This window comes from Rickettsia endosymbiont of Ixodes scapularis, assembly GCF_000160735.1.
Classification (GTDB): domain Bacteria; phylum Pseudomonadota; class Alphaproteobacteria; order Rickettsiales; family Rickettsiaceae; genus Rickettsia; species Rickettsia tamurae.
In genome coordinates this window covers 1,098,386-1,112,782 of record NZ_CM000770.1, presented here as the reverse complement: position 1 = coordinate 1,112,782, position 14,397 = coordinate 1,098,386, and the positions used below count along the sequence as shown (strand labels likewise).

The following is a 14,397-nucleotide window of genomic DNA, read 5'->3' as shown; positions in this document are numbered from 1 at the left end:
AAAAGAAAAATAGCAAATTTAAATATTATAAACAATATCTAAACATTGTTAGTTGACTAGCGGCTTTATCAAAAGTAATAGTGTAATTACAGCCGCTAAATATATTTAACTTTCCTATTAAAATATCAGAAAAATCCGCCTTATGAGTCTCATACTCTAAAATAGATAGCCATAAGATTTGTTGGTTCTCAAAACTAAATTCAACTGTGCTAAATATTTCTTTTAATACCATAATTATTTGTTCTTTTGAATATTTATACCCTTTTTCTAATACCCAAACTAATTCACATATAACTATATTATTTATGAATATTGAATTTTCTTGACCGAAGTATTTTTTAATTAATTCTGTAGCTTTAACACTTTGTACAAGATCATCTTCTGTTAAGTAACGAACCAAAATGTTTGTATCAATTCCTATCATATGAACCTTTAATAATTTGGTTCATTTCTTCTATTGTAAGAGTATTTTTCGGTTTAGGTAAAATATTCTTCAAGTTTTTAAGAGATTTATTTATAGGTATTACCACAAAAGAATTATCTTGTATTATTACTTCTAGCTTACTGCCGGTAGATAAATTTAATTTTTCCCTGATATAAATAGGAATTGTTATCTGTCCTCTGTTAGTTATAGCTACATAATTTGTTTTCATAACAACCTTTAGATATTTTTAGTATATTTTAATAATAACAGAAAAAATTTAAAAATGCAGCATTAAAATTCTTTACTTTGCAGCTCTTTTACGGTCGTTAGGGTAAAGCATAGCTTTACGCAGACGAATAGATTTCGGTGTTACTTCAACTCGCTCGTCATCCTGTATATAGCTGATTGCCTGCTCTAACGTTAAAAGCATCAGCGGAGTTAGCCTTATAGCTTCGTCTTTACCTGTTGCTCTAACATTGCTTAATTGCTTCGCTTTTAGTGGGTTTACCTCTAAATCATTATCACGATTATGTTCGCCGATAATCATACCTCTATATACTTTATCGCTAGGGTTTATAAACATTTTCCCCCTTTCTTCTAGATTCCATAGAGCATATGCGACAGCTGCCCCGTCACCGTTAGAGATAAGCACGCCGTTACGTCTTCCCTCGATATTTCCTTTATAATCAGCGTATCCGTGAAAAATACGGTTCATAATTCCTGTACCACGTGTTTCGGTTAGAAATTGGCTGTGATAGCCGATTAATCCTCTAGACGGTCCAATAAACGTAACACGGCTTTTACCTCCGCCTGACGGTCTCATATCAGTCATTTCGGCTTTTCTAAGTGCTAAAGATTTTATGACTACTCCAACATAATCGTCATCAACGTCAACTTGAATTTCTTCCATTGGCTCTTGCTTATTACCTTTCTCATCGGTTTGGAATAATACTTCCGGTCTACTGATAGATAACTCAAATCCTTCACGACGCATAGTTTCGATTAAGATACCAAGCTGTAATTCTCCTCGTCCTGCAACTTGGAAAGCATTTTTTTCAGCTGCTTCGGTAACTTTTAATGCAACGTTACTCTCAAGTTCACGCATTAACCTAGCTCCAATCAAGCTCGATGTTACTTTTGTCCCTTCGCTTCCTGCAAGCGGTGAGTCATTAACGCTAAAAGTCATGGATAAAGTCGGCGGATCGATAGGTAGAGATGGTACGGCCTCAGTTACTTCAGGTGAACATATAGTATCGGCAACGTTGGCATTTTCAACGCCTGCTACGGCAATAATATCACCGGCTGTAGCCTTGTCTATAGCTATTCTTTCTAAGCCTCTAAATGCTAATATTTTAGTGATACGTCCGGTTTCAAGTACTTTATTCTCACGATTTAATACTTTTACGTTTTGGTTGATTTTAACAGTGCCGCTTTGTACACGTCCCGTTAAAACCCTACCGAAGAAAGAATTATATTCTCTAGTAGTAACAAGCATAGAAAATGGGGCTTTATCATCGGCTGCGGGCGTAGGTACATGTGTTACTATAAGGTCGAAAAGCGGTGTTAAATCATCTGCTAAATTGTCTAAAGGATTAATTTTATCATCAAAGTTTAAAGATGCTCTCCCTGCTCTCCCTGATGCATAAACTATAGGGAAGTCAAGCTGATCGTTATTGGCCTCTAACGCTACAAATAGCTCAAATACTTCGTCGATAACTTCTTTAATTCTTTGGTCATCCCTATCTATTTTATTAATAACGACAATAGGTTTTAAGCCGCGATTTAACGCTTTAGAAAGCACAAATTTTGTTTGCGGCATCGGTCCTTCAGAAGCGTCGACAAGTAACACAACACCGTCAACCATGCTTAATATGCGTTCTACTTCACCGCCAAAATCAGCATGTCCCGGCGTATCGACGATATTAATACGGATATCGTTCCACATAAGAGCAGTGCATTTGGCTAGTATGGTAATACCGCGTTCACACTCAAGATCGTTAGAGTCCATAGCACGCTCGGCTACTGCTTGGTTAGCTCTAAATGTTCCGCTTTGTTTAAGCATGTTATCAACAAGCGTAGTTTTCCCATGATCAACGTGGGCAATAATTGCTATATTACGAATAGATGTCATCTTTAAAAATTCTCACAAGTGTACAATAGTCTTCCGTATTATACACTAAAATACCAAAAATTGGAATAAAGTTCTTGAAAAAGAAATTGATTTAACCGCAGAATAAAAATTACTAAGAATTTTTAAACTTTAAAATAAGAGAAATTAATGAACGATAATACAGCTTTATTTATATTTGATTTTGACAATACTTTAGTTGGACATTCGCATAATTATATCGGGGAGAGGTTAGGAGGTTTAATAGTAAGTAATATACAAAATCGCTTTTTTAGATCAGATAGTGAACGTGCTAAGGAAATAGCTAGGCTTGAGCAAAAATTTTCTATAGAGCTGATTTAGAGGTTCCTAGATAATGAAAATTTAGGTTGGAAAAATGAAGAGCAAATAGCACGCCTTTTTAAGAATATTATATTATCCGGTTATAAAATAGCTATAGCATCATTTAATGGTTATCCTAATACTGTAAAATATGCATTAGAAAGGTTACTAGGAAAGGAAGATGTAGCAAAAATGTATATAAAATCAGCTTTACCTTCTAATAATTTTGAGGAAATACAAAATTGTACTAAAAAAGAATATATAAGAGAAATAATGAATAATACCGAAATAACCTTACTACATGACAATTTTTAGAGATGTAAGGACTAAAGGATTGAATTTTGCTGATAATTCATGATGATAACGGGGAAAGAACTTGGTTTACATATGAAAGATCATTCCGCCCCTCTAGTCGAATTATTACAAAAACATATTTCGCTTAATTTATCAAGAGCAAAATGTTTAGGATTATTTATCATTTCAATGCTTAACAGCAGGACAGTAAACATGTCATTGTTATGCAATAGAATGCCGTCTGGGATTAAAGCAGCTTCATGGTATAGAAGGATGCAAAGATTTATCTCTGAAATCTCAATATCATGGAGAGTATTACCTGTTATGTTAGTCATGATGACTGGGTTTGAGCAGGAGCAAAAATGGGTATTGTGTTTAGATAGAACGAATTGGAAATTTGCTTACTACATGACAATTTTTCATTTTATCATCTTTGGATATTGGAATATCAAGGACAACAGCTGTATCCAACGTACTAATTGAGTAGAAATATTATACAAGATATTATATCTAATCCAACACGAAATATACTATTTTGCCTATAACCATGTTTTTTAATAACTATTGGTTTATCTAAAACTATAATCTCTCCAGTTTGATAAGCTAGGCAAAATGCAATAGACAATATTTGCATCAATGTATCTAATCGTAAATCATTAGTAATATGAGTTGCTTCACAGTTGAATCCTGCTGATTTAAAAGCTTTGAACATTGTTTCAATTTGCCATCTTTGAGCATATAATCTCAGCAGGATTTTTGATCTCATCACTATGTATTAAGACTGCAAGTTCACTCTTCTTATTTCTGATCCCTACTACATTAAATATTTCACCTTTTGTACCAATTCTACGTTGTGACAAACTCACATGCGATCCTATGGCTAGAGGGCGAAATAACTCTTGTATTTTAACCATTTTTCCCCTTGCATTACTGATATATTGTCTATTTTCTCTAACTCGAAAAACGTATCTTATTTGATTTGTTCTAAGCCAAGAGAGCCATTCCTTACCTATAAATTCTCTATCAGCGGTTAATGCTTCAATGCGGTTTTTGTCAAAAACTTCTAAAAAACACTCCATCAGATCAATACGCTCAATATAATCAGAGTTACCACACTTTTTATCACTTAGAAAATTCCAAAAAGGGGGATCGCTATACCATGAAAACTGACAGCTAAATATAAAATATTTATATGTCGTTTACCAAATTTCCAATTCGTTCTATCTAAACACAATACCCATTTTTGCTCCTGCTCAAACCCAGTCATCATGACTAACATAACAGGTAATACTCTCCATGATATTGAGATTTCAGAGATAAATCTTTGCATCCTTCTATACCATGAAGCTGCTTTAATCCCAGACGGCATTCTATTGCATAACAATGACATGTTTACTGTCCTGCTGTTAAGCATTGAAATGATAAATAATCCTAAACATTTTGCTCTTGATAAATTAAGCGAAATATGTTTTTGTAATAATTCGACTAGAGGGGCGGAATGATCTTTCATATGTAAACCAAGTTCTTTCCCCGTTATCATCATGAATTATCAGCAAAATTCAATCCTTTAGTCCTTACATCTCTAAAAATTGTCATGTAGTAAGCGAAATAACTAATAAAAAAATATATTTTCCATGGATGTGTCAATGCTGCAAAAGACTATGGTATTACAGCAGTTTTGGTTAAGAACAAGGGAACTGAGCATATTCATAAAGCTTTTAATTTTTTATATGAATTTAATGAACAGCATGAAATTTATGTTGAACTAGAAGAACCTGCTACTGAACCGCTGAGTGATGAAGAGAATACCTGTTTAAGTCCTGGAGCAATAACAGCTATTTCATTTGATCCAATTTCAAGGGAGGATTATTTGGATAGTGAATATACACCATGGGGAGGCGGGGATGTGCCAATGTTAGGTAAAGGTTAAGTTTTTAATTATAGACAAATCACCTGATGTTATTTATTCTTAGATTAATAGGGGTGTTGCTCCAATGTCATCCCCGCGTAGGCGGGAATGACATCCTTAAATATAACACTTAAGTCTAGATTATAGGATCAAGGATGATATACCGAATATTATGTTTATGCATATTCATAATAAATTTCTCAATGATCACGGAGGCACAAAACGTGCCGATTAAAGAAGATAATTTTAAAGTTAGAGTAGCTGTTGCTGATGTACAATCTATATTGGAAGGTTCGATAGCTATAAAAGATTTGCGTAATAAAATCGAAAAGCTTAATCATGAAATTCAAGAGGATATTGCTGCAAAAGAAGCAAAATTTAAACCGCTGGAAGAGAAGCTGCTAAATGAGCGTTCTAATTTAAGTGAAACCGAATTTGAGCATAAAGTAAACGAATTTAATGCAAAAGTTAGCCACGTTAGAAAAGAAATTCAGATTAAGAAAACAAAGCTTGAACAAGCCCACGCTGAGGCTATGAGTAGAGTACATGAAACAACTATTACAATAATTAGTGAACTTGCTGAGAAATATAACCTTAATTTGGTAATTCCAAGTGCTCAAGTCTTATATGCCAAAAATAATTTGAATATAACTTCCGAAGTGACTTTTATGTTGAATGAAAGGTTAAAAGAAGTAACTATAAACTATTAATAGTGTTGTTGTATGGTTTAGTTTAACGTCATTGCGAGGAAAATTACGAAGTAATTGACGAAGCAATCTCAGGATATTTGACGAGATTGCCACGCAGCCTACGGCTGCTCGCAATGACGTGGTGGTATCCACACGAGCAGTGCTATTATTTAACGAGAGTATTTAATATGGCAGAATTTACACCGATTACAATTGCATACGGGGACGGTATAGGGCCTGAAATAATGGAGGCAGTGCTTTATATATTATGTAAAGCCGAAGTTCGTATTCGTTTAGAAACCATTGAAGTAGGTGAAAAGCTTTACAAGAAGCATTATACTTCAGGCATAAGTGAGGAAAGTTGGGAATCAATACAACGTACCGGTATTATACTTAAGGCTCCGATTACTACTCCGCAAGGTGGAGGATATAAAAGTTTAAACGTCACGATTCGTAAAACATTACAGCTTTTTGCTAATATTCGTTCTTCTGTTTCGTTTCATCCTTTTATTAAAACACTGCATCCAAATCTAAACCTAACTATTATACGTGAAAATGAAGAAGATTTATACGCAGGTATAGAATACCGTCAAACGTATAATATGTATGAGTCGGTTAAGTTAATTAGTCGTACCGGTTGTGAAAAAATTATTAGATATGCTTTTGAATATGCGGTAAAAAATAACCGTAAAAAAGTCACGTGTTTAAGCAAAGATAATATTATGAAATTTTCCGATGGGGTTTTTCATAAAGTATTTAATGAGATTGCAAAAGAATATCCGCAAATTAATAATGAGCATTATATTATCGATATCGGTACGGCAAGGCTTGCTACCAAACCGGAAATATTTGACGTTATCGTGACTTCTAATTTATACGGCGATATTATCTCTGATGTAGCAGCTGAAATTTCAGGCTCGGTAGGGCTTGCAGGTTCTGCAAATATCGGGCAGCATTATGCTATGTTTGAAGCGGTACATGGAAGTGCTCCCGATATTGCAGGTAAAGATATTGCTAATCCGTCAGGGCTTTTAAATGCTGCTATAATGATGCTAGTACATATAGGGCAGGGTGATATCGCTACATTAATCGAAAATGCTTGGAAAAAAACTATAGAGGATGGGATTCACACGACGGATATATATAACGAGCAGAGTTCTAGTAAAAAAGTCGGTACCAAAGAATTTGCTGAAGAAGTAACAAAAAGATTAGGACAGATACCGACAAAACTACCTAAAGCAGATTATCCATTAATTGCAGAGAAACAAGAAAATAATATAGAGTATAAGATTGATACCAAAGAAGTTAAGAAATTGGTTGGTACGGATATTTTTGTGAATATGGATGTATCTTCCGCTCACGATATAGCAGATAAAGTTAATAAGCTTGATCTTGGTAATTTTGAGCTAAAAACTATATCTTCCAAAGGGCTAAAATTATGGCCTCATTATGCAAGATTTGAAACTGTTTCCGATCATTGGTGTTGTCGTTTTATGAATAAAGACGGCATGGAAATAAAGCATTTAGATATAACAAGATTGCTTGAAGCTTTAAGCAAAGCAAATATCGACTTTATCAAAGTAGAGAATTTATTTGAGTTTGATGGTGTGGCAGGTTATAGCTTGGCTCAGGGTGAGTGAACGAATTATTGTCACCCCGTGGCTTGACCACGGGGTCCAGAAAAAAATTAAAAAAGACTGGATACCGTGGTCAAGCCACGGTATGACACCGAGCACGTTTTTCGATCCACGCAACAATGCCTCGCGGGAATAACATAGAAGTGCATAATGAAATAACAAAGAAATAAAAACAATGACATTATACTATATCGGAATATTATTAGTAATTATTGGATTATTTGTTATATTTTCAGGGATAATCGGGTTTTTTAGATTTCCTGATTTTTATACTAAATTACATGCTGCAAGTGTTATTGAGAGTTTTGGAGTGCCTATTTGCTTAATAGGTTTTGCGTGCATTGAAGCAAATATTGTTAACTCTATTAAATTAATTTTAGCGGCTTTATTGATTTTTCTACTAAATCCGGTAGCAACTCATGCACTTGGTAAAGCATCTTTATTTATGAAAATTAGAGCTTATAGTACCGTCATTGCGAGGAAAATTACGAAGTAATTGACGAAGCAATCTCAGGATGCTTGATAAGATTGCCACGTCGAAACTACGTTTCTCCTCGCAATGACGTTAAATTTTAACAACCATATGACAGTAAATACAGCTTTAAATTTTGATCTCGGCAATTACCTACTTAACTTAATTGCTTTTTTATTAATTTTAATATCCATAAAAATAATTTTTGCTAAAGATTTACTAAATACAGTTATTGCTTCCTCTGTATTTAGCTTATTAATCGGTGTATCTTATCTTATTATGGATGCTCCTGATGTCGCAATGACCGAAGCAGCGCTTGGAGCTTGCTTATCAACATGCGTATATTTGAATTTGTTGCGTAAATTACCTTCGGATTTAAAGAATATTGAGAGAACTAATATTATTACAGCAAGTTTAATATGTTTATTGTTTGTAGTAACTCTTGCTTATATGGGGCTAGAATTACCGAATTACGGTGATGATAATGCTCCTATTCATATGCATTCAAGTAAATATTATATCGAAAATACCTCTAGAGATATAGGTGTACCTTCTTTTGTTGCGGCTATTCTTGCAAGTTATCGTGGATATGATACTTTAGGTGAAACTAGCGTAATTTTAATTGCAGGAATTGCTGTATTATTGGTATTTTCAAAGGAGGGTGTCATACCGTGGCTTGACCACGGTATCTCAGGACACAGCAGGCGATACAAGATCTCGTGGTCAAGCCACGGTATGACAAATCCAATAATAAAATATATCACTAGTTTTATAATACCTTATATAATTTTATATAGTATATATATTCAGCTTAACGGTGAGTCTTCGCCGGGTGGTGGGTTTCAAGCAGGTGTTATATTTGCATCTAGCCTTATTGCTTGTGATTTAGTTTACGGTAATCGAAAATTAAGCCGGTATTTTCCTCCTAATGTGCTAATTTGTATTGCTGTTTTAGGTGTAGCAATATATGCAATTGTAGGAACAATATCACTATTTTTTAATGATAATTATTTAAATTATTATTCACTAACAAATTTTATCAATGATAAGCTACTTGCTCAGCATATTGCTATAGTTATTGTTGAAATTGGTATAGGTTTGACTGTCGCAGCTATTATGTACTTAATTTACAACGTATTTAATAATTATGAATAACCTATTTGTATTAATTAAGCGTGAATTTATAGTGCAGAATCGCATTAATAATATAATTAAATATATAGTTATATTTTTTTTATTTTGCATAATTAGTACTGTTTTAATTAATAGTGAAAGGGATATTAACAAATTCGGTTTAATTTTTTCGGTAATTTGTTTATTAATTTCATTAATCGGTTTTTCTTCGGTTATATTTAAATCTGATTTGGAAGACGGAAGCTTAGAGTTATTATTATCAATTGTTAGTCATGAAAAAATTATATTGGCTAAATTTTTTGCTATATTTATCAGTAGTACGGTAGGGCTGGTTTTTGTTTTACCCATTATTTATGTTTTTTTTGATCAAATTTTGCTTGAGATAGTATTTTTCTTCATTAGTGTATGGATGATATTAGTTTTATCAAGTAGTTTAGTAGTTTTATCTGGTAGCGTGCAATGTTATTTTAAGAAGAATGCTAATTTTGTCGGTACGTTTATTATGCCGTTATTAATTCCGAATATTATAATGACAGGTTTAATATTACAAGATAATAACTTACAATTAATTTTTATTATGGTAGGAATTAATTTAGTATTTTTACCGATTTCATTCTTCTTGAGTTCCTATTTAATTAAAAATATTTGTAATATTACGTGATTTTGCTTTATTTTTACTAATGTAGTGATATAAAATAAGATGAATGTTATTAATAATTTTTTTGAGAAAAATATATGTGGCAGGCTTTACGAAGGTTAATTGCAGCAAATCCTATGGGATTTTTTCTGTGGTCTATTGTCACTAAATGGTATTTAATTATAGCAGTTGCTTCCTTAATTACTTTATATTATACAGTATTGGGCTTAAAAAAAATTGGGTTTATAGATTATTTTACTGAAACTACAGTCGAGATATTATATACAACTAAAGCAGTTACTCAAAATTGTACTATAAAACTCGCTCCTAATTGGAATCATTTAGTTAGTTTTTGGAATTGCTTAAGTAATCCTGGAGAATATAAGTATGAAGAAGGGACAGGAGCAAAAGTGTTAGAAGATGAAATAAATAAGCTTACGCCAAAAGAAGCAGATAGTGTTGCAGACGCTGAACGTCCTATAATAAATCCTTATGAAGAACTAGAAAATCCAAATAATCTTAATAATACCCCAAGCGGTAGTAATAATAATCGTTAATTTATGTCACTTTAATATTATATGTCGGATACTGAAGATAATAAAAACAAACAAACTACACGTCGTGATTTTATGGTTCTAACGGCTAGTAGTGTTGCAGCGGTTGGGGCAGCATGTACTCTTTGGCCTCTTATTGATTCTTTAAACCCTTCTGCAGACGTGCTAGCTTTATCATCAATTGAGGTTGATTTATCAAATATTGCGGTAGGTCAAACAGTTACGGTTAAATGGCAAGGTAAACCGGTTTTTATCACTAACCGTACTCCTGATAAAATAGCTGAAGCAAGAGCCGTAAAAATGTCGGAACTTATTGATCCTGAGACTGATGAAGCACGTGTGAAAGTAGGGCATGATAATTGGTTGGTGACTATCGGAATCTGCACGCATTTAGGTTGTGTGCCGCTTGCTAATCAAGGTGAATATGATGGATGGTTCTGTCCGTGCCATGGCTCACAATATGATTCTTCAGGTAGAGTTAGAAGAGGTCCTGCTCCTTTAAATTTAGCAGTACCGTCTTATACCTTTATTAGCGACAAAAAAATTAGAATTGGGTAGTTATTTATGAATGAAGATATTACCCCTAAAAAGCCCTCAATGTCATACCGTTTGACCACGGTATCCCAAAAAACAACTGAGAAACCGATTAATGGTGTGAGTACCGGATTTACGCACAAATTACCTCTAGAAGTAGAATTTGGGAAGAACTCTATTATTGAGTGGATAGATTATCGTCTACCGATTTTCTCTTTCCTAAAGTATTTTAGCCATTATCAGACTCCAAAAAATCTTAGCTATTTGTGGAATTTAGGCTCTATTGCCGGTATTGCGTTGGTAATTCAGATAATTACCGGTGTAGTGCTTGCTATGCACTATACACCGCATGTTGATCATGCTTTTGATAGTGTTGAGCGAATCATGCGTAACGTGAATTACGGTTGGTTACTACGTTATACTCATGCGGTAGGTGCATCGATGTTTTTTGCTGCCGTTTATTTGCACATAGCACGGGGACTGTATTACGGTTCTTATAAAGTGCCGAGAGAACTGCTTTGGCATATCGGTATTATCATTTTTCTAACCATGATGGCTACTGCGTTTATGGGTTACGTGCTTCCTTGGGGGCAGATGAGCTACTGGGGTGCTACGGTAATTACTAATTTATTCTCGGCTATTCCGCTAATAGGGGGATCTATAGTTACGTGGTTATGGGGTGGTTTTTCCGTTGATAATCCGACATTAAATAGGTTCTTCTCGCTGCATTATTTATTGCCGTTTATTATTGTCGCTCTTGTGATGCTGCATTTAGTAGCCTTACATCAGCATGGTTCAAATAATCCGAAAGGTATCGACGTTAAAAGCCCTAAAGATACTATTCCTTTCCACCCTTATTATACCGTAAAGGATTTTGTCGGTTTCGGAGTTTATTTCATAATATTTGCCTATTTTATTTTTTACGAACCTAATTATTTAGGACATCCCGATAATTACATTCCGGCAAATCCGTTAGTTACGCCTGCTCATATCGTACCTGAATGGTATTTTCTGCCGTTTTATGCGATCCTTAGAGCAGTACCTTCTAAGCTCGGTGGGGTGCTATTAATGTTCGGAAGTATATTCGTGTTATTCTTACTACCTTGGCTTGATACTTCAAAAGTTAGAAGTAGTAATTATAGACCGATATACCGAATTGCTTTTTGGATATTTATGGCAGATTGTTTATTGCTTGGTTATTTAGGCGGACAACCGGCGGAAGAGCCGTATATTACCATTAGCCGCTTTGCTGCTTGTTACTACTTCTTCCATTTCTTAGTAGCTCTGCCGCTGATCGGTAAATATGAAAAACCGCTGCCATTACCGGAGGAGTTGTAAGAGTTAAGTCATTGCGAAGAGATATGTCATTGCAAGGAAATTGCCATAGCAATTGACGAAGCAATCTCAGGAGTTTGTTATTATTTCATGAGATTGCCACGCAGCCTATGGTTGCTCGCAATGACGTTTTTTGTATTATACAAATTTATGAAGCAACCAATAGTATATATAGTAACTAACGAGAAAAATGGTATACTCTATACTGGTGTTACTTCTAATTTAATAAAAAGAATATACCAACACAAAAATGATACAATATAAATTGGGATGATTTATATAATGAAATTATTCTGTAATAAAAACATCATTGTAAGGAAAGACAAAATCTCGACACGACAATCTTATAAAATAATAATAAACTCCTGAGATTGCTTCGTCAAAATTTTCAATTTTTCCTCGCAATGACGACTCAAAAAAATTTATGAAAACTAAACTACTTATCTCTATCATCATACTACTAACTTCGTGCTTAAGTTTAGCCAACGAAGAAGCATTACATCCGAAAAAGATGAAATGGTCGTTTGACGGCATATTTGGCACAGTTAATCGTGAAGCAGCACAAAGAGGTTTTCAGGTCTATAAAGAAGTTTGTAGTGTCTGCCACGGTTTAAACAATTTATATTACCGTAATCTTAAAGATATCGGCTTTTCGGATGACGAGATAAAAGAAATCGCCAAAGGCTATACGGTAAAAGACGGACCTAATGATGACGGTGAGATGTTTGACCGTTCCGCTCTTCCCTCCGATCGTTTTGTACCTCCTTACCCTAATGAACAAGCAGCAAGGGCAGCTAATAACGGAGCACATCCTCCTGATCTATCTTTAATAATAAAAGCGCGTCATGACGGAGCTAATTATATATATTCGCTGCTTACCGGCTATACCGAACCACCGGCAGATTTTAAGCTAATGCAAGGGGCTCATTATAATCCGTATTTCCCTGGCGAGCAAATAGCAATGCCGCCGCCGCTTACAGACGGGCAGGTAACCTATATGGACGGTACTAACGCAAGCGTAGAGCAGATGTCGCATGATGTTGCGGTATTCCTGCAATGGGCAGCTGAGCCGGAAATGGAACATCGTAAATCTATGGGTCTTAAAGTTATGATGTTTTTGGTAGTGTTTACTATCTTTTTCTATATTGCAAAAAACCGCATTTGGTCTAATTTAAAGTAATTCGAAAATCGTCATTGCGAGAAGAAACTGTAAGTTTCGACGAAGCAATCTCATGAGTTTATAATTTATTATTTCATGAGATTGCCGCACAGTCTACGACTGCTCGCAAGGTATTGTTGCGTGGATCTAAAAACGCGTTCGGTGTCATACCGTGGCTTGACCAAAAATACTAAAATTTTAGTATTTTAAGCTGGATCCCGCGATCAAGTCGCGGGATGATGACACTGGAAAAACTGATCCACGCAACAACGTCCCTCTCTTAGTATAATGACTTATCTCTGCTATACTTATCCTAAAATTTATATAGATAACGCGAGTTTCGTATTAAGATGCCTAAATTATGGTTAATGAATATGCTATAATGCTTATCCTTTCAAGCTTTGTAAGAGGTGTGACAAGTTTTACAATTTAATAGTTATAGTCAAAAAAGACAATTTACTAAAAATTTATGCAGTTTTAAGTACATTTTATAACAAAAACAATATTACTAATATCCTCGTAACCCAGTTACTATCAGCTATTCAGTTCCTCTATTAATACGAAACTCGCGTATGTTAGGCTAGATATTTGCTTATCAAGTTTTTTAGCTGCAACTTCTCTTACAATCTCTATGTCAAGCCTCATCCTATTATATCCGTCCTCTTTATCTGCAGCCCCTATATTTTGAGTATCAGAATTAATCGGTATTTTTGTATAAGAATTTCTTGCAGATAAAACCCACACATATTTTATATTTTTATCTATTTCAGGATTTTCGGTTGCATAAATATTTTGTATTTCTGAGATAAAATTCTTGCGGATTTTTTCATTAGCAGGATCAAACTCTAGATTATTTAGATCGGTTATTATCTGCTCAAAATGTTTATCTTGAGTAAATTTTTGATAACTCTGAAATCCTAGAACCGAGGCCATAACTATAATAAATATAGAAATAGCAGCAGTAAAGTTTTTATAGTTTTTCATGTACTGCTGTCATCCCGTGACTTGGATCGCGGGATCCAGTTAAAAATACTAATATTATTAGTATTTTTAGTTATTTTTTGGATCCCGTGGTCAAGCCACGGGATGACACCGAGGCCGTTTTCCGGTTCATGCAACAATGCCTCGCATGAATGACAAAATAATTTATTTTTTACCACCCGCATTTAT

21 protein-coding genes are annotated in these 14,397 nt (G+C 34.4%); 14 read left to right on the top strand and 7 right to left on the bottom strand.

Going from position 1 to position 14,397, the window contains the following annotated elements:
• Window positions 1–25: 25 nt before the first annotated feature.
• The 3 genes from REIS_RS05620 to typA all read right to left on the bottom strand — a co-directional run bounded on the left by REIS_RS05620 (window position 26) and on the right by typA (window position 2,555).
• Window positions 26–424 (bottom strand): PIN domain-containing protein, encoded by a 399-nt coding sequence (locus REIS_RS05620; RefSeq protein WP_008580287.1) that lies wholly within the window; start codon window positions 422–424, stop codon window positions 26–28.
• On the bottom strand, window positions 411–653 hold the full coding sequence (locus REIS_RS05615) for an AbrB/MazE/SpoVT family DNA-binding domain-containing protein (protein WP_008580286.1): 243 nt from the start codon (window positions 651–653) through the stop codon (window positions 411–413). The genes REIS_RS05620 and REIS_RS05615 overlap by 14 nt, the downstream gene beginning before the upstream one ends.
• 72 nt (window positions 654–725) lie before the next feature.
• Window positions 726–2,555, bottom strand: coding sequence for a translational GTPase TypA (gene typA / locus REIS_RS05610; protein WP_008580285.1), 1,830 nt, complete (start codon window positions 2,553–2,555; stop codon window positions 726–728).
• A 147-nt stretch (window positions 2,556–2,702) separates the two neighbouring features.
• On the opposite strand from typA, the gene REIS_RS05605 reads away from it, so the two are divergent.
• From REIS_RS05605 to REIS_RS05595, 3 genes are all read left to right on the top strand, one after another.
• Window positions 2,703–2,894, top strand: coding sequence for a hypothetical protein (locus tag REIS_RS05605; RefSeq protein WP_008580284.1), 192 nt, complete (start codon window positions 2,703–2,705; stop codon window positions 2,892–2,894).
• 171 nt (window positions 2,895–3,065) lie between these two features.
• Window positions 3,066–3,188, top strand: a complete 123-nt coding sequence (locus tag REIS_RS16455) for a hypothetical protein (protein WP_008580283.1) — start codon at window positions 3,066–3,068, stop codon at window positions 3,186–3,188.
• A 39-nt stretch (window positions 3,189–3,227) separates the two neighbouring features.
• On the top strand, window positions 3,228–3,650 hold the full coding sequence (locus tag REIS_RS05595) for a hypothetical protein (protein ID WP_008579489.1): 423 nt from the start codon (window positions 3,228–3,230) through the stop codon (window positions 3,648–3,650).
• Here REIS_RS05595 and REIS_RS16450 read toward each other — a convergent pair.
• Genes REIS_RS16450 through REIS_RS05580 form a run of 3 tightly spaced genes read right to left on the bottom strand, consistent with a single transcriptional unit; the run spans window position 3,643 to window position 4,710 of the window.
• Window positions 3,643–3,879 carry a hypothetical protein gene (locus REIS_RS16450; RefSeq protein ID WP_050755367.1) on the bottom strand — a complete coding sequence of 79 codons (237 nt, stop codon included), beginning with the start codon at window positions 3,877–3,879 and terminating at the stop codon, window positions 3,643–3,645. The two genes, REIS_RS05595 and REIS_RS16450, sit on opposite strands and share 8 nt — an antisense overlap.
• A 4-nt stretch (window positions 3,880–3,883) precedes the next feature.
• Window positions 3,884–4,246: a transposase gene (locus REIS_RS16445; protein ID WP_008579487.1), complete on the bottom strand. Its 363-nt coding sequence runs from the start codon at window positions 4,244–4,246 to the stop codon at window positions 3,884–3,886.
• Window positions 4,247–4,293: 47 nt separating this feature from the next.
• The gene (locus tag REIS_RS05580; RefSeq protein WP_008579269.1) at window positions 4,294–4,710 is read right to left on the bottom strand and encodes a hypothetical protein; all 417 of its coding nucleotides are present in this window, start codon (window positions 4,708–4,710) and stop codon (window positions 4,294–4,296) included.
• A 135-nt stretch (window positions 4,711–4,845) separates the two neighbouring features.
• Between REIS_RS05580 and REIS_RS05575 the strand changes: the two genes are divergently transcribed.
• The 11 genes from REIS_RS05575 to REIS_RS05530 all read left to right on the top strand — a co-directional run bounded on the left by REIS_RS05575 (window position 4,846) and on the right by REIS_RS05530 (window position 13,248).
• Window positions 4,846–5,097: a hypothetical protein gene (locus REIS_RS05575; protein ID WP_008580282.1), complete on the top strand. Its 252-nt coding sequence runs from the start codon at window positions 4,846–4,848 to the stop codon at window positions 5,095–5,097.
• A 134-nt stretch (window positions 5,098–5,231) separates the two neighbouring features.
• Window positions 5,232–5,786: an OmpH family outer membrane protein gene (locus REIS_RS05570; RefSeq protein ID WP_008580281.1), complete on the top strand. Its 555-nt coding sequence runs from the start codon at window positions 5,232–5,234 to the stop codon at window positions 5,784–5,786.
• A 167-nt stretch (window positions 5,787–5,953) separates the two neighbouring features.
• Window positions 5,954–7,405 (top strand): NADP-dependent isocitrate dehydrogenase, encoded by a 1,452-nt coding sequence (locus tag REIS_RS05565; protein WP_008580280.1) that lies wholly within the window; start codon window positions 5,954–5,956, stop codon window positions 7,403–7,405.
• A 172-nt stretch (window positions 7,406–7,577) separates the two neighbouring features.
• Window positions 7,578–7,898, top strand: coding sequence for a Na+/H+ antiporter subunit G (locus REIS_RS05560; RefSeq protein WP_008580279.1), 321 nt, complete (start codon window positions 7,578–7,580; stop codon window positions 7,896–7,898).
• A 63-nt stretch (window positions 7,899–7,961) separates the two neighbouring features.
• Window positions 7,962–9,029 carry a DUF4040 domain-containing protein gene (locus REIS_RS05555; RefSeq protein ID WP_008580278.1) on the top strand — a complete coding sequence of 356 codons (1,068 nt, stop codon included), beginning with the start codon at window positions 7,962–7,964 and terminating at the stop codon, window positions 9,027–9,029.
• A complete protein-coding gene (locus tag REIS_RS05550) occupies window positions 9,022–9,669 on the top strand; it encodes a heme exporter protein CcmB (protein WP_008580277.1) in 648 nt (215 codons plus the stop codon). Before REIS_RS05555 ends, REIS_RS05550 begins: the two co-directional genes overlap by 8 nt.
• Before the next feature lie 74 nt (window positions 9,670–9,743).
• The gene (locus REIS_RS05545; protein ID WP_008580276.1) at window positions 9,744–10,202 is read left to right on the top strand and encodes a DUF2670 domain-containing protein; all 459 of its coding nucleotides are present in this window, start codon (window positions 9,744–9,746) and stop codon (window positions 10,200–10,202) included.
• 21 nt (window positions 10,203–10,223) lie between these two features.
• Window positions 10,224–10,757, top strand: coding sequence for a ubiquinol-cytochrome c reductase iron-sulfur subunit (gene petA / locus REIS_RS05540; protein ID WP_008580275.1), 534 nt, complete (start codon window positions 10,224–10,226; stop codon window positions 10,755–10,757).
• Window positions 10,758–10,763: 6 nt separating this feature from the next.
• Window positions 10,764–12,071 carry a cytochrome b N-terminal domain-containing protein gene (locus tag REIS_RS05535; RefSeq protein WP_008580273.1) on the top strand — a complete coding sequence of 436 codons (1,308 nt, stop codon included), beginning with the start codon at window positions 10,764–10,766 and terminating at the stop codon, window positions 12,069–12,071.
• An 87-nt stretch (window positions 12,072–12,158) separates the two neighbouring features.
• Complete coding sequence (locus REIS_RS16440; protein WP_371256040.1) at window positions 12,159–12,332, top strand: GIY-YIG nuclease family protein; 174 nt, start codon at window positions 12,159–12,161, stop codon at window positions 12,330–12,332.
• Window positions 12,333–12,492: 160 nt separating this feature from the next.
• The gene (locus REIS_RS05530) at window positions 12,493–13,248 is read left to right on the top strand and encodes a cytochrome c1 (RefSeq protein ID WP_008580272.1); all 756 of its coding nucleotides are present in this window, start codon (window positions 12,493–12,495) and stop codon (window positions 13,246–13,248) included.
• Window positions 13,249–13,761: 513 nt separating this feature from the next.
• Here REIS_RS05530 and REIS_RS05525 read toward each other — a convergent pair.
• Window positions 13,762–14,211, bottom strand: coding sequence for a hypothetical protein (locus tag REIS_RS05525; RefSeq protein ID WP_008580271.1), 450 nt, complete (start codon window positions 14,209–14,211; stop codon window positions 13,762–13,764).
• Window positions 14,212–14,397: the final 186 nt, after the last annotated feature.